Consider the following 24,703-nt stretch of genomic DNA (forward strand, 5'->3'; position numbering starts at 1 on the left):
AGCGTGCCGATCTTGCGCGCCCGGCTCCGGCGCCAAACCCCCAAGATCGGGCAAGGACCTCACGCCGGACCGCCGCGCTCCTGGACGGGAGTATCCGGCCAGCGGCGGGCTGGTTCGGTGGCGTGCACATCCGGCGGGCTGTGAGTGCTGTCTCCCGCCCGCCGGAGGCAGCCCTGACGACCAGCCGGAACAACCCGGCTGGCTCTCATGGCTGTCTCGACGGGCGGGAGACAGCCATGAGAGCCAGCCGCCACAAGATCCACCGGCATGAGCCTTCTGGATGAGGCAGGTCGTGCAAGGTCGCGGGGATGGCGGGTCAGCCGGCCGACGGCCTTAGCTCGGACGCTGGAAGTGGCCGAGCAGAAGGCGCAGCTCCGTTCGAGGAGCAGGGGCAGGAGTCCGCCGCCGAGGTAGCCGAAGGCCCAGCCACGGACGCGGCCGGTGGAACTGCGCAGAGCCGGATCGCTCGACTCGGGCAAAGCACCCGATCCCGGGTCGCAGCAACCAGCACGGACGTCGACCGGCTCCGCACCACGTCCACGGTGAGCATCGCGACGACCGGCCGGCGCTGCGACGACTCGGCTGCGGAGCGCCGGCCGGTCGACCAGCACACCCGGCAGCAACTCGGTCGCGGAACCCCGCCGCTCGGTGCGGGACGGGATCGGTCAGCCGGCGGTCACCGGGGCACGGGACGGGAGTGCCGCCGCGAGCCGATACGCCTGTGCCCGGATCTCCGGGATGGCGGTCGATTCCCAGAGGTGTCCGCGGCGCAGCGGTCCGACCAGCCACAACCCCGGGCCGGCCTGGCCCGCCGGGTCGGTGTCGATGCCGAGGTTGTGCGGGCCGGTCCGGACCAGGCCGTCACGGAGCAGGCCGGCGAGCAGTGGGCCCGCCGAGCACGGCAGTGGTCCCGGGCCCGTACAGGTGATCACGGCCCCGTACCGCTGGGGGGGTTCGCCCTGGACGTGGACGGTCAGGCCGCCGCGCGGGCCGGGTTCGATCGAGGTCAGGTGGCCACGGTGGAGGTTGAGCAGCCCTTGGGAGCGCAGGCCGGCGACGCGGGCGGCGATCGGTGGCGCCATCCGGTGACGGTGCACCTCCCAGTACCGCTGCAGGTGGCGCAGGAACCGTTGCTGGGCGGCGGGTTCGAGGGCCGCCCACAGCCGGTCCGCCTGGGTGCGGACGTGGTCGATCACGGCGGTCCCGTCGGCGCCGGCGGCGATCGCCTGCCGCACCTGGCGGATCAGCGGCGTCAGGGCCGGGGAGGACGGCAGGTCGAGGACGGCGGCGGGGGCGGGCTGCGCGGGGTGCGCGAGCGGCGGGAGGCCGCGGCGGGAGAGGGCGTCGATGGGTACGGTCCGCCCGTCACGGGTCAGGGTGAGCGCGACGTCGACGGCGGTGAGCCCGGTGCCGAGCAGCAGCACCGGCTCGTCGGCGGGGACCGCGTCGAGGGCTCCGGGGGCCCACGGGTCGGCGACGAAGGCGACGTCGGGGCGGGCGGCCTCGCTGACCGCGGACGGTACGCACGGCGGCGGGTTGCCGAGTGCCAGCACCACGTGGCCGGCCTGGATCTCGGCTCCGGAGTCGTCGGTGACGACGAAATCTCCGGCGGGCGTACGGCGTACCCCCGTCGCGGTGGCCCGGTGGTGGGACAAGCGGGGGCCGGCCGCGGACCGGAAGTGGTCGGCGAGGTATTCGCCGTAGACGGTGCGGGGCAGGAAGGTGGCCGGGTCGGCGGGCAGGCCGCGCTCGTGGCACCAGCGCAGGAGGTGGTGCGGGTCGCCGGGGTGGGCGCTCATCGCGGCGGCGCGGGAGTTGAGCAGGTGCCAGGGTTCCGCGGTGCCGTAGGCGACGCCGCGGCCGGGCTGGTCCTCGGGCGAGATCAGCACAGTCCGCCATGCGGGATCCTGGGCGATGGCGGCCGCGGTGAGGGCGCCGGCAGCGCCGCCGCCGATCACCGCGATGGTGCCCGGGCCGTGCCGGGCCGGGGCGGCCACGCTCGGGCCGCGGGTGATGGTGCTGGTCACCGCATTGCCGCCGCGCTCGTGGGCCGCTCGCTACAGTGCTCCGGCATCGCGTCCTCCCGGGGGTGTGAGACTTCCCCAACCTAACCACATAACCTCTAGGTTTTGTAGGTGATGGCGGGCGTGTCACGGGAAGTTCACAGCCGGCCGAAACACCTCGCGAGCGGCAGACTTCGTCGTTCGTTAATACATAAGTCGTTTCGCAAATAGGTGTTAACCAATGTGGTCTTTTCGCATCGGTCCACGGTGGATAGGGTGATCACCGTTTTGATCTACGCGCGGTAACCGAAGTGCGACACATAGAAGCCGTTGGAAGGACCACCCTTGTCTGAGACCCCGTTGTGGCTGCAGGGCCGTTCGGCCGTGATCGAGGCCGCCGACCCGTCCGAGTTCCGGCACGGCACCCCTGACTACCATCTGTCCCACGTGGTGATGCCCGGCCAGCGGACCACCGACCACGCGCCCGGTTCGCTCGAGGCGATCGTCGAGTCCATCGTGCAGGTCTTCGAGATGGAGGTCTCGCACAAGCACGACCCGCAGACCTGGGTGTCGATGGTGTCGGAGAAGTTCCGCACCAACGTGAACGGTGGCGGCTGGGCGTCCGCGCAGGACATCGCCGAGCAGGGCAGCTACAACGTGCTGATCGGCGACAGCCCGTTCTACCGGGTCGGCAAGGAGTCGTTCGACAGCCAGCACGACGTCTTCCACGGCGCGTTCCCGAACGGGTTCTACTGGGAGGTCCTCGAGGTCCTCAGCCCGCCGCCGGTGGTCGCCTTCAAGTGGCGGCACTGGGGCGCGTTCGACGGCGAGTACCACGGCTTCCAGCCGAACGGGAAGACGATCGAGATGTTCGGCATGAGCGTCGCCAAGGTGAACGACGACCTGAAGCTGCTCGAGGTCGAGCACTACTACGACCCGAACGCGTTCCTCGGCAAGCTGACCGGCGGCTGCCCGATCGCGCACTGACGTCAGGACGCCGCCGGCCCTGGTGATGGCCGGCGGCGCACCGCGACATCGACGGGATAGGGTGGCGTCAGTGACGCTGATGCTGAAGCTGTTGCTGGCTCCGTTGCTGGTCGTCGGCTCGTCGCTGGCCGGGCGGCGCTGGGGTGACCGGGTCACCGGCATGCTGGTGGCGTTCCCGATCGTGGCCGGGCCGATCCTGCTGATCTCCGCCCTCGACCACGGCACGGGTTTCGGCGCGCGGGCGGCCGCGGCCTCACTGCTCGGGCTGGTCTCGCTGGCGGTGTTCGTGACGGCGTTCGCCTACGCGAGCCGCCGTTTCCGCTGGGCGCCGGCGCTCGGGCTGTCGTGGGCGGCGACGATCCTGTCCGATGTCGTGCTCGTCCGGCTCCCTGTGAACGCGTACCAGGGAATCGCCGTCGTCCTCGTCGCGGTCCTGGTCGCGCATCGCCTGATTCGGCGTGTTGATCTGCGGCGGACCGGTTCGCCGCAGATCAACACGCCGAACGAGGCCCCGTGGTGGGATCTGCCGGGCCGCGCGCTCGCCACAGCCGCGCTGGTCCTGCTGGTCACCGGGATCTCGGCCGCGGTCGGGCCGGTGGTCACCGGGATCCTGGCGCCGTTCCCGGTCGCGATCAGCGTGGTCGCCACGTTCGCGCTGGCGCAGCAGGGGCCAGCGGCGGCGATCAGGACGGCGGCCGGGGTGGTACGCGGGCTGATCGGGTTCGCGGTGTTCTGTTTCCTGGTGGCGGTGCTGCTCGTACCCCTGGGGATCGCCGCCGCCTTCATCGTCGGCCTCGCCGGGACCCTTGCCGCCCACCTGGCCGGCAAGGGTGTGTCCCGGCTCCGGACGGATCAGTCCTCGAGGACGGTCGGGTCGGGCTGGGGCACCTCGCGCAGGTGACGGTTGTGCCGCGGCTCGTGCTTGGTCTTCGCGTCGTTGAGCCGGCGCCGCAGGTCGTCGCGGACGTCCATCACCGCCGCGTGCAGGTCCTCCTCCGACGACGTGGTGACGATCTTGTCGCCACCGCTGACCCAGCACTCCAGGGTCACCTTCTGGCCACGGGCCGCCCGGTCCTTCACGGAGATCTCCAGGGCGGTGGCGTCGGCGTGGAAGGAGGCCAGGCGGGCATCCAGGGTTCCGAACTGCTCGACGAGCCAGTTCAGGTCACCCTGTGAGAATCCGGCACCGACACGCAGGCACTCGGCGACGGTGGCCGGGTTCGCGACGGCAGTCATCTGATCTCCTCATGGTCCGGCGGGAAACGGTCATAACCCCCGTACCCAAGATGATCCGAAAAGATTCGGCAGCGGGGACACCTGTTTGGTGACACCGAACGCGAACGTGGTCTGGATCGATGCGAGCGCCGGGATGGTGCGCAGCCGGGTGCGGACGAAGTTCTCGTACGACGCGAACGAGTCGATCGTGATCTTCAGCAGGTAGTCCTGGTCACCGGCGAGCAGGTAGGCCTCGACGATCTCCGGCACCTGACGGATCTGCGCCTCCACCCGCTCGACCAGCTCGAACTCGTGCGACTCCAGGGTGATCCGGACGAACGCGGTGATCGGCAGCCCGACCGCCTCCTGGTCGACGACCGCCCGGTAACCGGCGATCACCCCGGCCTCCTCGAGCAGCCGCACCCGCCGCAGGCACGGTGACGGGGACAGCCCGATCCGGTCGGCGAGGTCCTGATTGCTGAGGCGGCCGTCGCGCTGCAGTTCGAGCAGGATCCGCCGGTCGATGTCGTCCAGGTCGCGCATGTGGCAGATTCTGCCAAAGACCGGACCCGGCGAGCACGAATTAGCAATCGGCTGCCTTGGCGAAACGCCTACCGTGCCAGTCATGAAGAGGAGCACGGGACTCATCGCCATGGCGGTGACCGTCGTGGTGTGGGCCGGGTTCGCGCTCAGCGTCCGCGGGATCGGCGTGTCCACGCTGACGACCGCGGACGCGGCGCTGATCCGGTTCGGGGTGCCGGTGCTGCTGCTGGCGCCGTGGATCCCCCGGACGGTCCGCCGGCTGCGCTCCGAGCGCCCGGTCGTGCTGGCCGGGCTGCTGATCGGGGCGGGACTGCCGTACTTCCTGGTGGCAGCGCTGGCCGGCCGGCTCACCAGTGCGGCGCTGGTCGGGCTGGTGATTCCCGGGACGGTGCCGGTGTTCGTGGCGCTTCTCGCGTACAGGATCCATGGTCTGACCGTCTCGAAACCGCAAGCCGCCGCGCTCGCCGTCATCCTCGCGGGTGTCGCGACCGCCGGCTTCCAGCCGGGCGGCGTCGTGCTGCTCCTGGCGGGGCTGATCTGGGCGGTCTACACCATGTCGCTGCGGGTCACGGTGCTTGATCCGATCGGTACGGCCCTCGCCCTCTGCCTCCCCTCCAGCGTCATCGCGATCCTGCTGATCGGCGCCGGCGTCCTGCCCTCCCACCTGGCCACCGGCGTCGCCCGCTCCTCCGACATCGTGCTCTACCTGCTGGTTCAGGGCGTCGGCGTGGGCGTGCTGGCCGGCCTCTGCTACCCGGTCGCGATCCGTCATCTCGGCGGCCGCACCGCCGCGACGCTGGGCGCGCTGAGCCCGGTCGTCACCGCGCTCGCCGCGATCCCGCTGCTCGGCGAACCGATCGCGCTACCGGACGCGGCCGGGCTGGCCCTGGTCGTCGCCGGGGTCGTCGTCTACAACCGTCTACCGCAAGGACTCCCTCGCCATGTTGCTGACCGCACCGTCACCGACCGTCGACACGCTCTGGCAACTGACCGCGGACTGCGCCCGTGACACCCGGCCGGAGCGACTGGATCTGATCGTCGGCGTGTACCGGGACGACGCCGGGTTCGCGCCGGTGATGGGCGCGGTCCGGGACGCGGAACGGCGGCTCGCGGACCGGGCCGGGTCGAAGGCGTACGTCGGGCTGGCCGGCAACGAGCGCTTCACCCGGATGATGACAGCACTGCTGTTCGCCGACGTCGAACTGGAGTCGCGGACCGCGGGAGTCCAGACCGTCGCCGGAACCGGCGCGTTACGGCTGCTCGCCGACATGCTGGCGGCCACCGGACCGGACCGGACGGTCCACCTGGGCACGCCCGCCTACGTCAACCACCCGGCGATCCTGGCCGCCGCCGGCCTGCGCGTCGTCACCCACCCGGTCCGTGATGTCCTGACCGCGATGGATCAGGCCCGTCCCGGTGACGTGCTGTTGCTGCAGGGCTGCTGCCACAACCCGACCGGCTGGAGCATGCCCGCCGCGATGTGGGACGAGCTCGCCGCGGTGCTGGTCCGGCGGGGTGTGGTGCCGTTCGTCGACCAGGCGTACTTCGGGCTCGGCGACGGCCTCACCGAGGACCTCACCGGCATGCGGCGGCTGCTGCGGGCGGTGCCGGACGCGGTCGTGGCGGTCAGCGCGTCCAAGGCGTGGGGTCTGTACAGCGAGCGGACCGGCTGCGCCCTCGTGGTCAGCGACGATCCGGGCTGCCGCGGTCAGGCGCGCGGCCTGCTGGAGAACATCGCCCGCGCCAGCTACTCGCAGCCGCCCGCGCACGGAGCCGCGATCGTCGAGGAGATCCTCGGCGATCCCGTTCTGGCCGCCTCCTGGCGTGCCGAGCTGTCCACGATGCGGACCCGGCTGACCGCGCTGCGGGACGGTCTCGCCGGCCGCCTCGGTATGCCCGGCCTCGCCGACCAGCGGGGCATGTTCCTCACGCTTCCCCTGGACGCTGCGGCGATGCGGCGCCTCACGACCGAGTTCGCGGTGTACGGGCTACCGACCGGCCGGATCAACCTGGCCGGCATCCCCGCCACCCGCCTGGACGACGTCGCCGCCGCGATCCGCGCGGTCGGCGTGTGAGCCGGATCTCCGGGTTCCCGGCACGGCCGGCGCCGGGTGGACCGGTAGCACGGACCGGTCGCGATGCATCACCGCTGATATCTCGCGCCCGATGTGTGATCAGTGGTCGGCCGACTCTCGCCCTCCGCGGTCCACGATGTGATCGCGGTGCCCGCGCGGTCTGATCGGGGTGACCTCACGGTCGCCGGTGATATTGGTTGCGGCGGGGTAGCCGGTTCGCGTCGAGCCAGGCCGGCGGCAGGAACTCCGGTAGTCCGTCGCCGGCAATGTGGATCTCCCAGCCGGCGTCGGTGTGGATCAGACGGTGGTGGTGACCGCACAACAGCACCAGGTTCCGCAGGTCGGTGGGTCCGTTGTCGGCCCAGCTGATCACATGGTGGGCGTCGCACCACCGGGCCGGCCGATCACAGCCGGGGAACGCACAGCCCTTGTCCCGGACCGTCAACGCCCGGCGCAACGGCCCGGTGGCGGTCCGGCGGGAACGTCCCGCGTCCAGGATCTGCCCGGCGCCGCCGAGGACGATCGGCAGGATCCGGGCATCGCAGCCCAGCCGCCGCACCGTCTCCGCGGACACCGGCTCCCCCGAATCCAGCACACCCGCTCCGAGCGCCGCGCGCAGTGGGTCGAAGGCGACGGTGACAGCGATCTGCGGCCGGTCACCACCGTTGTCCGGCAGGCCGCTCCCGGTCAGAACGAGTCGGCACACCTCCACCAGCGCATCCGCCCGCCGCTGCCCCGGCGACCGCACCTGCCCGCTTGCCGCCGCCTCCGCAGCGACCGTCTCCGGTTTGCACAGCGGATCGAGCGCGGCCGTGACGATCGCCGCCGCTTCACTGTCGACGATGCCCGACACCCGGACCCGGCCGTCGCCGAGCGCGGTCAACGTCAGATACCGCTGCTCGTGAGCATCGCGTTCGGCCTCACGCAGACGCCGTTCCTCGGTCGCCTCGGCGATCTCGGGCGCGACATGATCGAGGATGCGCCGGCCCATCGCGCGCAGCCCTTCCGGGTCCAACTGCTGCGCCCAACCGGCCAACGTCGTCGCCGCATCGGCACGAATGCCGGCGTCCAGCCTCTTCGGCAGACCGGCCAGAGCGTTGGTGATCGCCCCCAGCTGCTCGGCGTTCACCTTCCCCTCCGCCAGCGCCGCATCCAGATCAGGATCCCGATCGACCACAGCAGCCTGGCGCAGCAACAGGGTCGCGGCACGAGCGCTGATGCGCAACCGGTCGCGCAACCACAGCCGAGGCGACGCGGCATGCTGAGCAGCCGGGATCTTCCGGCTGCGAACCTCCTGGACGGCGTGCAGGACGGCGGCGTGCAACATCTGCTGGGCCTGATGCACTCCATCGAGGAAGTCCAGCAGCTCGCCGTCTGGCAGCGGACTCGTGCGCCACGTCGCGCACTGCGCCGCTAGGTCGGTGAGCTGCCGCATCGTCTCCTGCATGCCAGCATTCTCGAACATGCGTACGACAAGAATCCAAACCCGAAGACCGGCTCCGACCCGGTTTCGCCCGGACCTCACAAACGGACGATTCGACTCGCCGCCGATGCAATCCTGAGGTATCAAACGCGGGCTGCCTCCTGGAAGGGGCGACAATCGGGAGGTGCCGCGCTCGCGGTCGGGCGACGACGGCTGGGCAGAATCCGGGGATGAGCTTCCGGCTGGCGGCATACGCGGTCTGCATCGAGGACGGGCGGGTTCTGCTGGCCCGCTTCGTGGCGGTGGACGGGGACACGAACTGGACGCTGCCCGGTGGGCGGGTCGAGCACGGCGAGGATCCGTTCGACGCGGTGGTGCGGGAGGTGGCCGAGGAGACCGGGTACGACGCGGCGGTGGAACGGCTGCTCGGGGTGGATTCGCGGGTGATCCCGGCGAGCGAGTCCCGGGCGGGCGTCGAGCATCAGAACATCGGGATCTTCTATCGGGTACGGATCACCGGCGGGACGCCCCGGCCGGAGCCGGACGGGGCGACCGCCGAGTCGGTATGGACCCCGCTCGACGAGGTGGCGGGGCTGCGGCGGGCATCGCTCGTCGACGTCGGGCTCGCGCTGGCCCGGGACCTTCCGGGGACCGGCCATACCGCGCCGGTCCCGGTCGGCGGGCTGGTCCGGCACTGACCGGACTCAGCCCCAGACCTCGGCGGCGGTCTCGGCGATGAGGCGAAGTTTCGCGACCTGCTCGGCGTACGTCAGGACGTTGCCCTCGACGGTCGAGGAGAAGCCGCACTGCGGGGAGAGGCAGAGCTGGTCGAGGGGGATGTAGCGGGCGGCCTCGTCGATCCGCCGTTTCAGGGTGTCCCTGGATTCCAGGGCGCCGCGTTTCGTGGTGACCAGGCCGAGGACGACCGTTTTCCCGGGCGGGACGAAACGGAGTGGGGCGAAGCCGCCGGAGCGGTCGTCGTCGTACTCGAGGAAGAAGCCGTCGACGGCGAGTTCGCTGAAGAGCGCCTCGGCGACGAAGTCGTAACCGCCCTCGGCGGCCCACGAGGAGCGGAAGTTGCCGCGGCACATGTGGGTGGTGACGTTCAGGCCGGCCGGGCGGCCGGCGATGGCGGCGTTGATCTGGCGGATGTAGCGGAGATGCTGGTGCTCGGCGTCGTCGCCGCGGTCGGTGAGCAGGCGGCGCTGGGCCGGGTCGTTGAGGTAGGCCAGGCTGGTGTCGTCGAGTTGCAGGTAGCGGCAGCCGAGGGCGGCGACCCGGCGGACCTGCTCGGCGTACGCGGCGCTCAGGTCGGCCCAGAAACGCTCCTCGTCGGGGTAGACGCCCGGATCGATGGCGGCCCGCCCGCCGCGGTAGTGCACCATGCTCGGCGACGGGATGGTCAGTTTGGCGGTGACGTCGCCGCCGACCTGCGCGTTGAGGAACGCGAAGTCGGAGCCGAAGATCGTCTCCTCGAGGGTGATCGGGCCGCCGACGGCCAGGGCGGCCGACTCGAAGTCGAGTTCGCCGTCGGCGTTGCGGAAGTGGACCTGGATCTTCTCGTCGGTGGGCCGGATGCCGCCGAGCCGATAGATGAAGTCCATGTGCCAGGAGGTACGGCGGAACTCGCCGTCGGTGGCCGAGCGCAGGCCCACGTCGCGCTGCATCCGGACGACCTCGCGGATCGCGTCGTCCTCGACGGCCCGCAACTCCTCGGCGGTGATCTCGCCGACGGCGCGCTGCTCGCGGGCCTTCAGCAGGCTCGGCGGCCGCAGCAGGCTGCCGACGTGGTCGGCACGGAACGGAGGTTTGTCACGGAGCGTCATTGGCGTGGCCCCTTCGCACGGTACGGGTCTCGTCAACCTACGCCGCGACGCGATCAATCTCCATCGATGCCGACCCGTCTATCGGGTACGGCGATCAATCAGTCCCACCCTGCTCCCGGCGCTTGAGGTCGTCCTCGCGGCGGCGCAGGTCGGCCTCCCACTTCTTCATCAGGTCCTCGTCCTCCTTCTTCTGCCGCTCGCTGATGCCGCGCAGGAACTCCGGGTCGTCGTCGGGCGAGCGCGGCCGCGCCTTCTCCGGGAAGCCGCTGCCCGGCCGCCACGTGGTGCCGTTGCTGAGCTTCACCGGGCGGGGCGGGCGGCCGGCCACGAACCAGGCGATGCCGCCGATCGGGGAGAACAGCAGGATCAGGATGACCCAGACGATCCGGGGCAGGGCGCGGATCTCGTGTTCCTCGGCGGAGAGGCAGGAGATCAGCGCGCATATGATCAACACGAGGTCTATCAGCGCGAACAGCGAGTAGAGACGAATCACGCGCTGATGATGCCAAAGCCCGGTCGGCGCCGTGGCCCCCTCCCACCGGCTTTTCGGCTCAATCGGCCGTGGAGCCCGTCGCGAATGACGAAGATTTCTCTCATGAGCGAACCCGTGCCGCCCGGCGCCGAGAAGCGCTTGCTGAGCGACGTACGCATCGGTGCCAAGATCCTCGTGGTGGTGCTGCTGGTGGCCGCCCTCGGCGGCGCGGTAGGCATCTTCGCCCTGATGCGGATGTCCGACCTCGCGGACACCGGTGAGGGTGAGTACGCGCAGACTCTCAAGACCCAGGCGGTCGCCGACGTACGGTCCGCGTTCAACCGGGTCCGGATCAACGGCCTGGAGTATCTGCTCGCCGGGGACGACGCGACCCGCGCCACCGAACGCGGGAAGTTCGACACCGAGGTGCAGAACGTCGCCGACGCGCTCACCGCGTACCAGGCGATGTCTCTCACCGGCGACGAGCAGGCCGGCGTCAAGGCGTTCTCGACCACCTGGAGCGCGTACCTCGGGCTCGTCACGGACAAGCTGTTCCCGCTCTCCCAGCAGGGCCGCCTCGACCAGGTGCGCTCGGTACGGGCCACCGAACTGCCCCCGCTGATCACCGATATGGTCGAGGCGCTGACCGGGCTGTCCGCCGCGGCGGTGGTGGAGGCGACCAGCTCGCACGAGGACGCCCAGGACACGTACCGCACCGGCCGCGCCGTCGTGCTCACCGCGATCGTCGTCGTCCTGCTGATCGGCGCGGCCGTCGCCGTGCTGCTCGCCCGCGGGCTCACCCGGCCCCTCGCCGAGTGCGTCCAGGTGCTGCGCCGCATCGACGACGGCGACCTGACCGCGCGGGCCGGTGTGCGCGGCGCCGACGAACTGGGTGAGCTGGCGACCGCACTGAACAGCACCGCGTCCACGGTCGCCACCACCGTCCGGCACGTCCGCGACGACGCGACCGCCCTGGCCGGCACCTCCGACCGGCTGTCCGCCATCGCCGAGGAGCTCACCCGCTCCGCGAAGAACACCGCCGAACAGGCCGGGTCCGTCTCCGCCGCCGCCGAGATCATCTCGGCGAACGTGCAGACCGTCGCGGCCGGCACCGAGGAGATGGGCGCCTCGATCCGGGAGATCGCCAGCAGCGCCGGCGACGCCGCGCACGTGGCCGGCACCGCCACCACCGCCGCCCAGCGCACCAGCGACACGATGGCCAAGCTGGGGGCGGCCAGCGCGGAGATCAGCGAGGTGATCAACGCGATCACCAGCATCGCGGAGCAGACCAACCTGCTCGCCCTCAACGCGACCATCGAGGCGGCCCGGGCCGGTGAGTCCGGCAAGGGGTTCGCGGTGGTCGCGTCCGAGGTCAAGGATCTGGCGCAGGAGACCGCCCGGGCCACCGAGGACATCAGCAAACGGATCTCGGCGATCCAGTCCGACACCGACGCGGCGGTCGCCGCGATCGGCGACATCGGGAACGTGATCGCGCAGATCAACGACTACGCGACGACGATCGCGGCGGCGGTGGAGGAGCAGACGGCCACGACCGGCGAGATGGGCCGCAACGTGGCGGCGGCGGCGTCCGGGTCGGGCAACATCGCGGCGGACATCACCAGCGTCGCGCAGACCGCGACACAGACCACGCACAGCGCCGACGAGGCCCGCAGCACCGCTGCGGAACTCGCCGGCATGGCTCAGCGACTCGCCTCCGCGGTCAACGGGTATCAGGTGTGAGATCCAGGCGGGGCCAGGTGGACAGGTCGGCGAGCAGTTGCCGGTCGTGGGTGGCGACGACCACGGCGGCGGGCGTGCTCAGAAGGGCCTCGGTCAGCTCGTCGACCAGGGTGGACGACAGATGGTTGGTGGGTTCGTCGAAGATCAGCAGATCGGGGCGTACGGCCAGCGACAGCGCCAGGTCGAGGCGGCGCTGCTGACCCTGTGACAGCAGCCGGACCGGGGTGCGCAGGGCCTCCGCGTCGAGCAGGCCCATCGTCGAACGCCCCTGGAGCAGCCGGTGCGCCGTCACGTCCGCGGGCTGTTCCGGGACCTCCTGGGCGATCAGCGCGATCCGGGCCTCCGGCGACCGGTGGATCGTGCCGGTCACCGGTCGCAGGCGGCCGGCCAGCAGGGCCAGCAGGGTGGACTTGCCGGTTCCGTTGCCACCGGTCACGAGCAGCCGGTCGCCGCCGGAGAGGGCGAGGGTGACCGGGTCGTTCAGGCGCCCTGGTACCCGTACCCCGTCAGTTTTGAGAAGTGGAACGCCTTTGCGGGTGTCGAGGGCCGGGAAGCGGAGCGCCGGCGGCGGCTCGGGAACCGTGATCCGATGGGCCTCGAGAGCCTCCCGCTCCCGGTTGAGGGCCTGCACCACCCCGGGTGTGTGCGACTGCCGTTTGTGCTTGTTCACGCCCTTGTCCGGGCGCCATCCGGTGGTCAGCCGGCCGCGTGCCCGGTCGGCCGCCGCCGACAGCCGGGCGTGTTCGGCCTGCTGGGCGGCGTAGTCCTGTTCCCAGGAGGCGCGGTCCCGGCGGCGGCCCACCTGCCACTCGTCGTAGCCGCCGGCGTAGAGCCGCGCGTGGCCGTCCACGCTCGGATCGAGGTCGAGGAACTGGCCGGCGACGTCCCGCAGGAGTTGCCGGTCATGGCTGACCAGGGCGAGCCCGCCGGAGTGGGCACGCAGCCGGGTGGTCAGGAAGGCCAGCCCGGAGGCGTCCAGATGGTTCGTCGGCTCGTCCAGCAGCAGGATGTCGTGGTGTGCGCCGAGCAGGCAGGCCAGCCGCACCCGGTAACGCTGGCCGACCGAGAGGGTCCGCAGCTCACGGGCCCGGTCGGTGCAGGCGTCCAGGGCCTTCAGGGCGATGTCGACGCGGCGATCGGCGTCCCAGGCGTCGAGGCGGGTGGCGGTCTCCAGGGCGGTCGCGTAGCGGTCACCGTATTCCCCCGCGGCAAGCTCCCGGTCCAAGGCCGCCAGGGCGGCTCGCGAGTCGGCCAGGGCGGCGGCGGTGAGGGTGCCGACGGTGTCGCCCGGCGCGGTGCGCAGGGCCTGGGCGGCGAGCCCGATGGTTCCGGACCGGTGCACGGCGCCCTCGGCGGGGACGATCAGGCCGGCCAGGACGTGCAGCAGGGTGGTCTTGCCGCGGCCGTTCTCACCGGTGACGGCCAGGCGGGACGCGGGTGAGACGGTGACGGACACGCGGTCGAGGACCAGGCGGGCGCCGAGACGGACGGTGACATTTTCGGCACGAAGGTGCGCGTGAGACATGGTTGTGGAAGCTCCGCGGCTCGAAGAGAGCCGGGCAGCCGGATGCGACCGCCCGGCGGGACGCCGAGACGGCGGGCAATCGAGGAAGGTCGCGCCGCCGTCAGCGGCGGCCGCGCGTCCTCATGAACACGACTCCGTCACACATGGCGGCAAGGCTATCCGAGCCGGCGCGGGCGGCCAATCGATTATTCGGATGTTCGGAACATCGGGATGGTGGGTGTATCGTGGCGGGCATGGTTCGATTGACGCGGGCGCAGCAGCAGGCGCGCACCAGGGCGGCGGTGCTCGACGCGGCCGTCGAGGAGTTCGCCGAGCACGGCTATGCCGACGCCAAGGTCGACCGGATCGCCGCGCGGGCCGAGCTGACCCGCGGCGCGGTGTATTCGAACTTCACCAGCAAACGGTCCCTCTATCTCGCCGTCCTGCTCGACTCCTGGCCGCACGCCCCGATCCAGCCCGCCTCGGTGTCCGATGTGACCGGCGCCGCCGAGGCGTTCGCCCGCGCCTGGCTGCAGCGGCTCCCCCTCGCCACCGACACGGCGGCCGCGGCCCGGTTGCGATCCCGTTCGGTGACCGGCGTCTTCGACGACGAGCCGGGCCGGGCCGTCCTGGGCCAGCTGACCCGCCTGGAGGCGCTGCTCCTCGGGCTGGCGCTGGAGTCCTGCCCACCCCGGGCGGGCCGCCGGGTGCGGCTCGCCGAGCTCATCCTCGCGCTGCTGCACGGCGCCGACCATCTCGCCGGGGCCGCTCCCGGTTTCGGCGACCCCTTCGAGGTGGCGCGGGCTTGCGGTCACCTCACCGGCCTCGGCTTGGCCGACGCCTGGGACCCCCCACACCTTCCTTTCGTACGGGGCGCCGAACTCTGCGACGACCCCTGGCCAGAGCCCGAACCCGCCGGCGACGGCGTCATCGTGGTGCTCGGTGCGGCCCGGCTCGGTTCCGCCGAGGAGGCGGTGCGCGCCGCCGGCCCGGAGGACCGGGTCACCGTGGCCGTGGTCACCGGCGATCCGGCCGAGACGGGGGCGCTGGTCCGGCTGCGGATCACCGGTCTCGCCGCGTGCCTGCGGCAGGCGTTCCCCGCGGACGCGGCCCCACCGGTGCAGGTGGAGCTCGACGAGGGCCCGTCACTCGCCGCGGCCGCCGGCGCGGAGCCGGCCGACGACACCGAGGTGGCGGTCCGGGTGCGCGGCGGCCGGATCGTGGCCCGCGCCTCGGGCCGGGGCGCCGGTCACGCGGTCGCCACCGCGCACCTGGAGGAGCGACCATGACCGATCTGCTCGTGCTGCACACGCTGCGGTGCATGGGGTTCACCGACCTGGACCGGATCGCGGACGCCAGTGGGCTGCCCGCGCCGGAGGCCGAGTCACGGCTGATCGATCTGGCGGTGGCCGGTCTGGTGACCCGCACGCCGGGGGCGTTCGGCGGCTGGGGGCTGACCGACGCGGGCAAGGCCGAGGACGCCCGGCTGATCGGCGAGCAGTTGCGCACGGCCGGCGCCACGGCGGCGGTGACCCGGGCATATGAGCGGTTCATGGTGCTCAACCCGGAGCTGCTGGATCTGTGTTCGGCCTGGCACCTGCGGACCGTCGACGGGGTCGCCACGGTCAACGATCACGCTGACACGGGATATGACGCGCGGGTGCTGGCCCGCTTCGTCGACCTGGACCGGCGGGCCGGGCCGGTCTGCGCGGACCTGGACGCGGCGCTGCCCCGCTTCGGGCGCTACCGGGGGCGGTTGGCGGCGGCTCTGGCCAGCGCTTCGTCCGGCCGTTGGGAGTATCTGGCCGACGCCACCACGTCGTACCATGCCGTCTGGTTCCAGCTCCACGAAGACCTGCTGGTCACGCTGGGCATCCCCCGATGACTTTCCTCCACCACCTCTCCCCCGACACAGCCGGCGACAGCCCGCGTTCCCACCGCGCCGCCGATGCCGCCTCGCGGGCCACCACCGAGGCTCCGCCCTCTCCCAGCACCACCGCAGACCCTCGGGACCACGCCGCTCCGCCCTCCGCCAACACCACCGCTGGTCAGGAGGGTGTGCTCGGAGGGAAGGCGCTGGGGCTGCGGACGCTGATGGGGCTCGGGCTGCCGGTGCCGCCCGGGTTCGTCGTCGTCACCGGCGCATGCCGCGCGTTCCTTGAGGGAGGCCGGTTCCCGGACGGGCTCGAGGCTGAACTGGCGGCGGGGACCCGCGTTCTGCAGTCGACGGTCCAGGGGCGACGTGGCGAGAAGCCATACCTCGAGGATCGGCCGCTGTCGGTTTCGGTGCGGTCGGGGGCGGCGGTCCCGATGCCCGGCATGATGGACACGATTCTCGATGTCGACCCGGCCGGTGGGCTGCGCGAGGCGGTGGAGGCGGTGTTCGCGTCGTGGCGTTCTCCGCGAGCGGTCACCTATCGGGAGGTGCACGGCATTCCGCACGATCTCGGGACGGCGGTGATCGTGCAGGCCATGGTGTTCGGCGATCGTGACGAGCACAGTGGCAGCGGTGTCGCGTTCAGCCGGGATCCGAGCACCGGCGCGCCGGGGCCGTACGGGGACGTGCTGTTCGGGCACCGTGGCGACGCGGTGGTGTCCGGGCGGGCGGACACCCGGCCACTGGATGATCTCGCGGCGCGCGAGCCGGCGGTCTGGGCCGAGCTGCTCGACGGTCTCGGGCGGGTGGAACGGCACTACCGGGACGTCTGCCATGTGGAGTTCACGTTCGAGTCCGGCCGGCTCTGGTTCCTGCAGGTCAGGCCGGGCGGGCTGGCGGGCCGGGCGGCGGTGCGCGTCGCCGTGGACCTGGTCGGTGAGGGCCTCATCGACCGGGCGACGGCTCGGGCGCGGGTCACTCCGCAGCAGGTGCGGGCCGCCCGCACCCCGCGGATCCGTGACGTGACGCAGCTTCTCGCGCGTGGGACCGGGGCCAGTCCCGGGGTGGCGAGCGGGCGGATCGCGGTCACGGCGGACCAGGCGGTACGGATGGCGGCGGACGGCCCGGTCGTCCTGGTCCGGCCGCAGACGTCACCGCTGGACATGCACGGCCTGGCCGCCGCTGCCGGGATCGTCACCACGGTCGGCGGGACGACCAGTCATGCCGCGGTGGTCGCCCGTTCGATGGGGAAACCGGCGGTCGTCGCCACCGCCGCGCTCACCGTCGATCCGGGCGGCGGGCTGGTGCACTGTGGCAGCCGGTCGTTCCCGGCCGGCACGGTGATCACCATCGACGGGACCGGTGGCGAGGTCGTCATCGGTACGGCCGAGACCACCACCGGCGACACCGACCCGCATCTCGACCGGCTGCTCGGCTGGGCCCGGGAGGTGGGTTAGGCCGGGTCGTGGAGGAGTTGCCCGACGATTTCACGGTAGGCGTCCTTCATCGGCAGGGAACGTTCGACGTGGACGCGCCGGCGGTCGGCGATGACGTCGATGCCGCGGATCGGGTCGTGACCGGACTGCTGGTACGCCTCCCACCACAGGCCGATGCCACGCCGCTGCCAGGCCGGCACCTCGTTGTAGTTGATGCCGTGCCGGAACAGCAGCTCGTTCTTGTCCTCGGTGCTCGTGCCGTCGATCGCCTCGGCGGCCTGCCGGCGGGTCCGCCCCGCGGCTCGCAGCGTCCAGTAGCACCAGCCGTTGAGCGCGGACCGGGCCGCGTCCGACTGCCGCCAGGAGAAGTAGTCGGCGACGTCCGCGACGCCCGCACCGAGCCACAGCCGCGCGTCGAAGTGGGCGGAGATCCCGGCGGCATGGGTGAACGAGGCGCTGGCGAGGCCCGCCGACACCGACACGAGCTTCTCCACCGAGCGGCCGAAAAGCGCGAATCCGGGGTCGAACAGCAGGGAGATCTCGTCACTGACCGTGTACGCGTACCGCGCTCCCATCTCGACCAGCAGAGCCTCGGCCGTCCCGCTCATGTGCTCGGCGAACCGCTCGTCGAACGGCTTGCCGAAGTGCTGCTCGGTGAAACGGGAGAAGCCCCGCCCGTCCAGCCGCAGCACCGTCCACACCCCGGGCAGCACGGTGAGCCCGTGGAAGTACTCACGGCTCCGCTGCCCCGCCTCGAAGCGCTCCATCCCGCCGCCTCCCATCCAGAACCGACATGCTCACACGGACCGCCCCACTCCACCGACCGATTTCGGGGTGGGACGAGTCCGCCCGAACAGCCGTGGATTGTGCGGTGGTGGGGGTGCGGGTGGGAACTACGATCGGCGCGTGATCGATTTTTCCAGTCCGTCGGTTTTCAAGCTCACCCCGGTCGACCCCGGCGCCGTCTATCAGCAGGTCGCGCCGCTGCTGATCAACGGGGAGCAGCTGGTGTACGCGTTCAAGACGACCCGGGACTTCGTGGCGTTCACGAACAAGCGCCTGATCGCCGCGAACATTCAGGGCATGACCGGGAAGAAGGTGGACTTCACCTCCCTGCCGTACAGCAAGATTCAGGCGTTCTCGATCGAGACGGCGGGCAACTTCGACCGGGACGCCGAGCTGGAGCTGTACTTCAGCGGCCTCGGCAAGGTGCGCCTGGAGTTCAAGGCCAGCTCGGACATCCGCCAGCTCGGCCAGATGATCGCCACGTATGTGCTGTGATCAGCCCGCGCCGGTGCCGAACGGGTTGTCGATGAGGTAGCGCCAGCGGCCGTCAGCGCCCCGGCGGAGCACGTCGGTGGCGCTGCCCCGCAGGTCGAGCGGGAAACCCTGGCGGGCGGTGCCGCGGATCGACCAGTCCACGATGGCCAGGGCGACGTCGCCGGCGACGTACAGGTGCCGGGTCTCGGCGGTCATCGGTAGCCCGTACCCCGCAAGGTGTTGCAACGCCGCAAGGCGGGCGGGGGAATCGGTGACCGGTGTGCCGGGCGAGGGGATGAGGACGGCGCCGGGCTCGTAGAACCGGTCGAGCACCGCTCCGGAACCGGTGGCGAACGCCGCGAGGTAGGCGGCCAGGTGCTCGTGAAGATCGGTGGGAGGCTGTATGGCATCGGTGTCTGTCATACCCATCGAACATAACCCGGGAGGCCGGGAATCGCGGTGACCGACACGCGCCTACCCGATAGCGTCCACGGCATGCGTCTCACCGGGCGGCGGCGGGCGCGGAGTTCGTGGTGCTGTGCACCAACACCATGCACAAGGTCGCCGGCCAGGTCGAGGCCGCGGCCGGGATCCCGCTGCTGCATCTGGCCGACACCACCGCGGAGGCGGTCGAGCGGGCCGGCGTCGGCACGGTCGGGCTGCTCGGCACCCGGTTCACACTCGCGCTCTGATGCCCCGGATGATTACATGATTACATGACGGTGGAGTACATCCGGTACCGCATTCCCGGCGACACCGCGGCCTTCGAGCAGGCCTACCAGCGGGCGTCGCGTTTTCTGGCCGAGGCGCCGCAATGCGCCGACTACGAGCTGAGCCGCTGCTCCGAGGAACCGGCGGTCTACATTCTCCGGATCACGTGGACCTCGGCGGAGGACCATCTGAAGGGCTTCCGCGGCGGCGAGCTGTTCCCCGGTTTCCTCGCCGAGATCCGGCCCTGGATCGAGGCGATCGAGGAGATGCGCCACTACGAGCCCACGACGGTCCGGGGCGCCGGCGGCTCGGTGCCGACGCTGTTCGCGTGGGCCGGCGGCGCCGAGGCGTTCGAGCGGCTCACCGAGCGGTTCTACGAGCTGGTGAAAGCCGATCCGGTGGTCGGGCCGCTGTTCGCGCACATGGATCCGGCCCATCCGCGGCACGTCGCGATCTGGCTGTCGGAGGTGTTCGGTGGCCCGGCCCGCTACACCGCCGAGCGCGGCGGCTACGCGCACATGCTCGCCCACCACCTCGGCAAGTCGATCACCGAGCAGCAGCGCCGGCGCTGGGTGAACCTGCTGCTCGACGCGGCCGACGAGGTGGGGCTGCCGGACGATCCGGAGTTCCGGGCGGCGTTCACCGGCTACCTCGAGTGGGGCACCCGGCTGGCGCTGGCCAACTCGCAGCCGGGCGCCACTCCCCCGCGCGAGGCGCCGGTGCCGCACTGGGGCTGGGGAGTCGCGCCGCCCTATCTGGGCTGAGAGCCTTTCCCGTTTCCCGCTACGGACGGTCGTGGCGTCGCTACGCTGCTCCCGGTGAGCCTGTCGAAACCCGCAGCCTGCCTGGCGTGTGCCGCCACGACCGTTCTGGTCCTGACCTGCATTGCCGTGCCGGCCAGCGCCGCCGCGCTGAACATGACCCTGACCAAGCCGTACGGGCTCAGCGGTGGCGGCAACATGGTCGTCGGCACCGTTCCGTCCAACCCCGCCAACGCGAACACGTTCGTGGACGGGGTGCCGCCGAAGATCCAGTTCCAGTTCGGGGCCTGCACCTCCACGGCGAAGAACCCGGTCCAGATCGCGTCGAGCGGCGGCACGGTCACCGCCGGGATCCTGAACGTCGACCCCGCCGACGTGACCCGGGTCAGCGGGACGAAGATCGCCTTCCGGGTGCCGTCGAGCGCGTACCCCGCCCTCGACGACCAAGGGGCGCCCAGCGCCGTCAACACCACCGGGCTGGTCCTGGTCGCCGGGCAGAGCACCGGGAAGTGGAACGTCTGCGTCTACTCCGGCGCCTCGGCCACCGGCCCGCTGCTGGCCACTTCCACCTACAACGTGGTGACCAAACCGACGATCAGCACGATCTCGCCGACGAGCAGCCCGGCCGGCGGCGGTCAGACGGTCACGGTCACCGGCACCGGCTTCACCGCCGTCACGATGCCGGTCACCGCCACGATCGGCGGCACCCCGGTCAGCAACATCAAACTCGGCGCCGACGGCAAGAGCTTCACCGCGACCACCGGGGCCCGCGCGCCGGGCGGCAACCTCACCATGACGATCAGCACGCCCGGCGGCAAGGTGAGCAGCAGCGACCCCGACAACAATCCCGGCACCGGCGATCCGGCGATCCTGTTCGACTACAGCAACGGCATCTCCGTCTCGCCGGACAACGGCCGCCCCGCGAAGAAGGTCACCCTCGACATCACCGGCGCCGGGTTCCAGGAACTCCAGTTCGTCAACGGCAGCGCCCCGACCAGCACCGACCCGCACGTGTTCCTGGTCGACGGCGCCTACCTCGCGGGCAGCAACCGGGGCGTCGCCGAATGCAAGGACGTGGTCGTCGTCACCGACAACGAACTCATCTGCACCGTCGACCTGACCGAGAACGCCCTCGACCCGGCGACCAGCTCCCCCACCGGCAGCCCGATCCTCAACGACGCCTATGTCGTGACGGTCGTCGAGAACGGCGCCACCAACGCCGCCGGCAACGGCAACCCGTCCATCGTCAGCAGCGGCGCCGCCTTCACCATCGGCCCCTACTGATCACATCTCCGCACGGCGTTGCGCCACACGGTTCGCCGCGGGCTCCACCGTCAGTCCGGCGACGGCGTCGGCGCCGTTGAACGCGAGCACCCGCCACAGGCCCGGCGAGCAGCCGACCACCCGCATCCGGCGGGCCTCGGCGGCCGCGGTCTCCAGCAGGATCCGCACGGCGGCCGCGTCGGCGAACCGCAGCCCGGACACGTCCACGGTCAGCGGCCTGCTGTCGGCCGGGGTGTCCTCGACGAGATGCTGCAGCAGGGCCCGCAGCGCCTGCCGGTTCGACAGGTCGGCGTCGCCCTCGATCCGGATGCCGGGCGGATCGGTGGTGCGCAGCGCCCGCAGCGCGGGCTCGGTGGTGACGCTGGTGTGCGCGCCGACCGTGGCCGGATGCGACCAGGTCACCCGTTGCAGGTCGGTGCCGCTGAACACGCGCCGGTCGTAGAGGCAGATGGCCATCGCCCCGCCGTCGGCGAACACCCGGTTCACGTTCGCTTCGTACCACGCGAGACGGTCGGCGCCGGGCACCGGGCGGGACGCCCACGACATGTCGCCGATGGCTCGCAGGCCGCGGTGGCCGTCGGCCCGGGCCTGCTCGGTCTCGGCACGCCAGCCCGCCATCGTCGCCTCCGGGTCGAAGGCTCCGGAAGCGAGGTACGACTCCTCGGCCGTCACCATCCGCAACTGCCCGCGGGCGGCCGCGCCGGACGCGTCCACACCGGCCCGGTCCAGGCCGGCGGCCAGGAGCTCGGGGTCGGGGCCGAAGTAGAGGATCCGGTCGTTGTCCCGGATGCCCGCGCGTATGTATGTCGCCAGGCTTCGCAGCCTGGCGTCATCGTCCTCGACGACGACACACGCGTGATCGCCCAGACGAAGACGGCCGAGCATCCCGGCCTCGATCATGTCGACACTTCGCCTCACCTGTATGTCGGCCGCTACCGCTGTGGCCTCATCCTAGTGGGCAGCCCGCATGATCGACGTGCCGTCACTCCCCGGCCCGCAGATAGTCCACGACCTCGGCGTTGAACCGTTCGCCCGGCGGGATCGCCGGCACACCCGGCGGGTACGGGCTGATCATCTCCGCGCTGATCCGGCCGACCAGGATCTTCCGGCCCGGGCCGGTGATCGTCAGCATCGCGGTGTGGATCGAGATGCTGGAGCCGCAGGTGCTGAACACGGCCGACCGGGCGCCGACCGCGTCGGCGAACAGTTCCTCGGCCTCGCCGGCGTGCTGCTTCGCGGTGATCGCGTCGGCGGCGAACGCGCCACGGGACAGCACGGCGGCGGTCCGCTCCCCCACTTCCGCGCCGAGCCGGTGCCCGGGCGGCGCGAACGTGTGATAGCCCTGGCTGCGGTACTGCTCGATGGCTTCGAGGATCGGTGTGCGGGCCTGGTTCATGGACGGTCGATCGCCACCGGCCACGGGGACCGAAACTCACCCGTACGCTGCCCGGAGGGTTGTCGCTCTTTCTCCGGAGGAACCGACTGTGCAGAAGCGCACGCTGGGTAACGGGCTCGAGGTCTCCGCTCTCGGGCTCGGCTGTATGGGCATCAGCCACGGCTACGGGCCGGCCACCGACCGGTCGGAGGGTGTCGCGCTGATCCGGGCCGCCGTCGAGGCGGGCGTCACGTTCTTCGACACCGCCGAGGTGTACGGCCCGTTCGTCAACGAGGAGGTGGTCGGCGAGGCCCTCGTCCCGTTCCGGGAGCGGGTGGTGATCGCGACCAAGTTCGGGTTCGGGATCGGCGACGGCGCCCGGCGCACCGGCCTGGACAGCCGGCCCGAGCACATCCGCGAGGTCGCCGACGCCAGTCTGCGCCGGCTCGGCATCGACACGATCGACCTGTTCTACCAGCACCGGGTCGACCCGGACGTGCCGATCGAGGACGTCGCCGGCACGGTCGGGGAGCTGATCGCCGCCGGTAAGGTACGGCACTTCGGCCTGTCCGAGGCCGGCGCCGGGACCATCCGCCGGGCACACGCGGTGCAGCCGGTGACGGCGGTGCAGAGCGAGTACTCGCTGTGGTGGCGCGAGCCGGAGGACGAGATCCTGCCCGTGCTGGCGGAGCTCGGCATCGGCTTCGTCCCGTTCAGCCCGCTCGGGCGTGGCTTCCTGACCGGCAAGATCAGCGCGGACACCGCGTTCGCCGACGGGGACATGCGCAACGGGCTGCCCCGGTTCACGCCCGGGGCCCGCGCCGCCAACCAGGCGGTGGTCGATCTGCTCGGCGCCGTCGCGGCCGGCCGGGGCGCCACCCCGGGCCAGGTGGCGCTGGCCTGGCTGCTCGCCCGCGAACCGTGGATCGTCCCGATCCCGGGCACCCGCAACCCGGGCCGGCTCGCCGAGAACATCGCGGCCGCCGACCTGACGCTCACCGCGGCCGAGGTCGCCGACCTCGACGCCGCCGCCGCGAAGATCCTGGTGCAGGGCGACCGCTACCCCGCGCACCTGCAGCAGACCATCGACCGCTGACCCGGTCCGTTCACAGCTGGATGATCTGACCGGCGCGCGGTGACGTACGGCCCTCGAGGACCTCCAGCCAGGCTTTCCGGAGGTCTTCGGGGCCCGTTCCGGCCTGGACGTCGAGCCAGCCGGCGGCGACGGCGGCGAACCGGTGCCAGGCGTCGGCGAACCGGGCGTCGAGACCGTCGCGGCCCCAGTCACGGCGGCGTTTGCCCATCTGGTTCGGGGCGAAGAACACCTCTCCGGCGGTGTCGGCGTTCGGCACCTTGTTGGTGAGGCCGACGGCGATGTCCCGGACGAGATGGTCGCCGAGGTGTTCTTTCAAGAGGGCCCGGGTGGCGGGCGCCCCGGACAGGTCGAGGTAGACGGTCGGCGCCTTCGTCAACTCGACGGCCTGCTCGTACGTGCGGACGTCGTCGTAGCAGCCGAGCGACCGGGTGAAGTCCACGTTGCTGGGTGAGGTGAGCCCGATCAGGCGCGGGCCCTTGCCGTGCAGCTCGAACGCGGCGGCGTACGCGGTCTTGCTGGACGCCGACGAGACGACGATCGTGTCCGCGCCGTAGAAGTCGTTGTCGGCGACCTGGTCGGCCAGCATGAACGAGGTGAAGAACAGCGGCCGGAACAGGATCAGCAGATCCTCCTGGTCGGCGCGGTAGGCGGGGTCGCCGGTGGTGGCCCGGTACGCGTTGTACGGCGACGGCAGGCCGGCCCGGTGGGTGGCGCCGTCCCGGAAGCCGGTGGCGTCGACCCGCTCCGGCCGCACCACGAGGTGCCCGGCGGGTGGCAGGTAGCCGTACACCCGCTGTCCGGGCTCGACGCCCGGCACCGTCGACGCGGTGACCTCGGCGAAGCCCCACAGCGGCGGCAGGCCCCACTCGGGGCCGAGCCCGCGCGGTTCGCCGGGGAAGAACTCCCAGTAGCGGAACGACTCGCCGAGCACCGCGTACGTCACGTTGTTGGCGGTGAGCCCGACCCGGTCCACCCGCAGCAACGCCTCGCCCTCCCGCAGTGGGGGGATCGCGCCGTCGACGACGGTGGTCCTGCCGAGATCGTCGCGAGCGACGGCGAACGTCCACGTTGCAACCATGCCGCGACGCTATGCACCCGGCACCGCCCGGACAAGAT

Annotated in this window: 25 protein-coding genes and 1 pseudogene; 14 read left to right on the forward strand and 12 right to left on the reverse strand. The window is 71.5% G+C overall.

Features of this window, described 5'->3' with window-relative positions; genetic code table 11:
* Window positions 1–665: 665 nt before the first annotated feature.
* A complete protein-coding gene (locus ACZ3II_RS36670) occupies window positions 666–2,027 on the reverse strand; it encodes an FAD/NAD(P)-binding protein (RefSeq protein WP_465524123.1) in 1,362 nt (453 codons plus the stop codon).
* 321 nt (window positions 2,028–2,348) lie between these two features.
* Between ACZ3II_RS36670 and ACZ3II_RS36675 the strand changes: the two genes are divergently transcribed.
* Together ACZ3II_RS36675 and ACZ3II_RS36680 are read left to right on the forward strand one after the other, a co-directional pair.
* Window positions 2,349–2,990 (forward strand): ester cyclase, encoded by a 642-nt coding sequence (locus ACZ3II_RS36675; protein ID WP_465524125.1) that lies wholly within the window; start codon window positions 2,349–2,351, stop codon window positions 2,988–2,990.
* A gap of 70 nt (window positions 2,991–3,060) precedes the next feature.
* Window positions 3,061–3,891, forward strand: a complete 831-nt coding sequence (locus ACZ3II_RS36680; protein ID WP_465524127.1) for a hypothetical protein — start codon at window positions 3,061–3,063, stop codon at window positions 3,889–3,891.
* Here the strand turns inward: ACZ3II_RS36680 and ACZ3II_RS36685 are convergent.
* Window positions 3,843–4,226, reverse strand: coding sequence for an HPF/RaiA family ribosome-associated protein (locus ACZ3II_RS36685; protein WP_465524129.1), 384 nt, complete (start codon window positions 4,224–4,226; stop codon window positions 3,843–3,845). The two genes, ACZ3II_RS36680 and ACZ3II_RS36685, sit on opposite strands and share 49 nt — an antisense overlap.
* A gap of 30 nt (window positions 4,227–4,256) precedes the next feature.
* Window positions 4,257–4,748 carry an Lrp/AsnC family transcriptional regulator gene (locus ACZ3II_RS36690; RefSeq protein WP_465524131.1) on the reverse strand — a complete coding sequence of 164 codons (492 nt, stop codon included), beginning with the start codon at window positions 4,746–4,748 and terminating at the stop codon, window positions 4,257–4,259.
* Between the two features lie 82 nt (window positions 4,749–4,830).
* On the opposite strand from ACZ3II_RS36690, the gene ACZ3II_RS36695 reads away from it, so the two are divergent.
* Together ACZ3II_RS36695 and ACZ3II_RS36700 are read left to right on the forward strand one after the other, a co-directional pair.
* Entirely contained in the window at window positions 4,831–5,757 is a 927-nt protein-coding gene (locus ACZ3II_RS36695; RefSeq protein WP_465524133.1) for a DMT family transporter, read from the forward strand.
* Window positions 5,690–6,823, forward strand: coding sequence for an aminotransferase class I/II-fold pyridoxal phosphate-dependent enzyme (locus ACZ3II_RS36700; protein ID WP_465524135.1), 1,134 nt, complete (start codon window positions 5,690–5,692; stop codon window positions 6,821–6,823). Before ACZ3II_RS36695 ends, ACZ3II_RS36700 begins: the two co-directional genes overlap by 68 nt.
* Window positions 6,824–6,998: 175 nt before the next feature.
* Here the strand turns inward: ACZ3II_RS36700 and ACZ3II_RS36705 are convergent, their stop codons facing one another.
* Window positions 6,999–8,288, reverse strand: a complete 1,290-nt coding sequence (locus ACZ3II_RS36705) for an HNH endonuclease signature motif containing protein (RefSeq protein WP_465524137.1) — start codon at window positions 8,286–8,288, stop codon at window positions 6,999–7,001.
* Between the two features lie 188 nt (window positions 8,289–8,476).
* Between ACZ3II_RS36705 and ACZ3II_RS36710 the strand changes: the two genes are divergently transcribed.
* Window positions 8,477–8,944, forward strand: coding sequence for an NUDIX hydrolase (locus ACZ3II_RS36710; RefSeq protein WP_465524139.1), 468 nt, complete (start codon window positions 8,477–8,479; stop codon window positions 8,942–8,944).
* A gap of 6 nt (window positions 8,945–8,950) precedes the next feature.
* Here ACZ3II_RS36710 and ACZ3II_RS36715 read toward each other — a convergent pair whose 3' ends face one another.
* Both ACZ3II_RS36715 and ACZ3II_RS36720 read right to left on the reverse strand, forming a co-directional pair.
* Window positions 8,951–10,072: a 5-methyltetrahydropteroyltriglutamate--homocysteine S-methyltransferase gene (locus tag ACZ3II_RS36715; RefSeq protein WP_465524141.1), complete on the reverse strand. Its 1,122-nt coding sequence runs from the start codon at window positions 10,070–10,072 to the stop codon at window positions 8,951–8,953.
* 94 nt (window positions 10,073–10,166) lie between these two features.
* The gene (locus tag ACZ3II_RS36720; protein ID WP_465524143.1) at window positions 10,167–10,565 is read right to left on the reverse strand and encodes a PLD nuclease N-terminal domain-containing protein; all 399 of its coding nucleotides are present in this window, start codon (window positions 10,563–10,565) and stop codon (window positions 10,167–10,169) included.
* Between the two features lie 102 nt (window positions 10,566–10,667).
* Between ACZ3II_RS36720 and ACZ3II_RS36725 the strand changes: the two genes are divergently transcribed.
* A complete protein-coding gene (locus tag ACZ3II_RS36725) occupies window positions 10,668–12,284 on the forward strand; it encodes a methyl-accepting chemotaxis protein (protein WP_465524145.1) in 1,617 nt (538 codons plus the stop codon).
* On the opposite strand, the gene ACZ3II_RS36730 is transcribed toward ACZ3II_RS36725, so the two are convergent.
* The gene (locus ACZ3II_RS36730; RefSeq protein ID WP_465524147.1) at window positions 12,265–13,809 is read right to left on the reverse strand and encodes an ATP-binding cassette domain-containing protein; all 1,545 of its coding nucleotides are present in this window, start codon (window positions 13,807–13,809) and stop codon (window positions 12,265–12,267) included. The two genes, ACZ3II_RS36725 and ACZ3II_RS36730, sit on opposite strands and share 20 nt — an antisense overlap.
* 233 nt (window positions 13,810–14,042) lie before the next feature.
* Between ACZ3II_RS36730 and ACZ3II_RS36735 the strand changes: the two genes are divergently transcribed.
* From ACZ3II_RS36735 to ACZ3II_RS36745, 3 genes are read left to right on the forward strand one after another with little or no spacing between them, the layout of a single operon-like run.
* Window positions 14,043–15,077 (forward strand): TetR/AcrR family transcriptional regulator, encoded by a 1,035-nt coding sequence (locus ACZ3II_RS36735; RefSeq protein WP_465524150.1) that lies wholly within the window; start codon window positions 14,043–14,045, stop codon window positions 15,075–15,077.
* Window positions 15,074–15,673: a transcriptional regulator gene (locus tag ACZ3II_RS36740; RefSeq protein WP_465524152.1), complete on the forward strand. Its 600-nt coding sequence runs from the start codon at window positions 15,074–15,076 to the stop codon at window positions 15,671–15,673. The genes ACZ3II_RS36735 and ACZ3II_RS36740 overlap by 4 nt, the downstream gene beginning before the upstream one ends.
* A complete protein-coding gene (locus tag ACZ3II_RS36745) occupies window positions 15,670–17,121 on the forward strand; it encodes a PEP/pyruvate-binding domain-containing protein (RefSeq protein ID WP_465524154.1) in 1,452 nt (483 codons plus the stop codon). The genes ACZ3II_RS36740 and ACZ3II_RS36745 overlap by 4 nt, the downstream gene beginning before the upstream one ends.
* Here the strand turns inward: ACZ3II_RS36745 and ACZ3II_RS36750 are convergent.
* Complete coding sequence (locus tag ACZ3II_RS36750; RefSeq protein WP_465524156.1) at window positions 17,118–17,867, reverse strand: tRNA(His) guanylyltransferase Thg1 family protein; 750 nt, start codon at window positions 17,865–17,867, stop codon at window positions 17,118–17,120. The two genes, ACZ3II_RS36745 and ACZ3II_RS36750, sit on opposite strands and share 4 nt — an antisense overlap.
* A gap of 139 nt (window positions 17,868–18,006) precedes the next feature.
* Between ACZ3II_RS36750 and ACZ3II_RS36755 the strand changes: the two genes are divergently transcribed.
* Window positions 18,007–18,381, forward strand: a complete 375-nt coding sequence (locus tag ACZ3II_RS36755; protein WP_465524158.1) for a PH domain-containing protein — start codon at window positions 18,007–18,009, stop codon at window positions 18,379–18,381.
* Here the strand turns inward: ACZ3II_RS36755 and ACZ3II_RS36760 are convergent, their stop codons facing one another.
* Window positions 18,382–18,783 (reverse strand): YybH family protein, encoded by a 402-nt coding sequence (locus tag ACZ3II_RS36760; RefSeq protein ID WP_465524160.1) that lies wholly within the window; start codon window positions 18,781–18,783, stop codon window positions 18,382–18,384.
* 98 nt (window positions 18,784–18,881) lie between these two features.
* Between ACZ3II_RS36760 and ACZ3II_RS36765 the strand changes: the two are divergent.
* From ACZ3II_RS36765 to ACZ3II_RS36775, 3 genes and pseudogenes are all read left to right on the forward strand, one after another.
* Window positions 18,882–19,052 (forward strand): annotated as a pseudogene (locus ACZ3II_RS36765) (aspartate/glutamate racemase family protein); the annotation flags it as partial.
* Between the two features lie 24 nt (window positions 19,053–19,076).
* Window positions 19,077–19,835 carry a globin domain-containing protein gene (locus ACZ3II_RS36770; RefSeq protein ID WP_465524162.1) on the forward strand — a complete coding sequence of 253 codons (759 nt, stop codon included), beginning with the start codon at window positions 19,077–19,079 and terminating at the stop codon, window positions 19,833–19,835.
* A 54-nt stretch (window positions 19,836–19,889) separates the two neighbouring features.
* The gene (locus ACZ3II_RS36775; protein ID WP_465524164.1) at window positions 19,890–21,116 is read left to right on the forward strand and encodes an IPT/TIG domain-containing protein; all 1,227 of its coding nucleotides are present in this window, start codon (window positions 19,890–19,892) and stop codon (window positions 21,114–21,116) included.
* On the opposite strand, the gene ACZ3II_RS36780 is transcribed toward ACZ3II_RS36775, so the two are convergent.
* Together ACZ3II_RS36780 and ACZ3II_RS36785 are read right to left on the reverse strand one after the other, a co-directional pair.
* Window positions 21,117–22,016: an MEDS domain-containing protein gene (locus tag ACZ3II_RS36780; protein WP_465524166.1), complete on the reverse strand. Its 900-nt coding sequence runs from the start codon at window positions 22,014–22,016 to the stop codon at window positions 21,117–21,119. It abuts the gene before it with no gap.
* 82 nt (window positions 22,017–22,098) lie between these two features.
* Window positions 22,099–22,512: an Orn/Lys/Arg family decarboxylase gene (locus ACZ3II_RS36785; protein ID WP_465524168.1), complete on the reverse strand. Its 414-nt coding sequence runs from the start codon at window positions 22,510–22,512 to the stop codon at window positions 22,099–22,101.
* Between the two features lie 88 nt (window positions 22,513–22,600).
* Between ACZ3II_RS36785 and ACZ3II_RS36790 the strand changes: the two genes are divergently transcribed.
* Window positions 22,601–23,587 carry an aldo/keto reductase gene (locus ACZ3II_RS36790; protein ID WP_465524170.1) on the forward strand — a complete coding sequence of 329 codons (987 nt, stop codon included), beginning with the start codon at window positions 22,601–22,603 and terminating at the stop codon, window positions 23,585–23,587.
* A 10-nt stretch (window positions 23,588–23,597) separates the two neighbouring features.
* Here ACZ3II_RS36790 and ACZ3II_RS36795 read toward each other — a convergent pair whose 3' ends face one another.
* Window positions 23,598–24,665 carry a DUF2855 family protein gene (locus ACZ3II_RS36795; RefSeq protein WP_465524172.1) on the reverse strand — a complete coding sequence of 356 codons (1,068 nt, stop codon included), beginning with the start codon at window positions 24,663–24,665 and terminating at the stop codon, window positions 23,598–23,600.
* Window positions 24,666–24,703: the final 38 nt, after the last annotated feature.

The sequence above is a fragment of the Actinoplanes sp. NPDC019969 genome, from assembly GCF_055562375.1.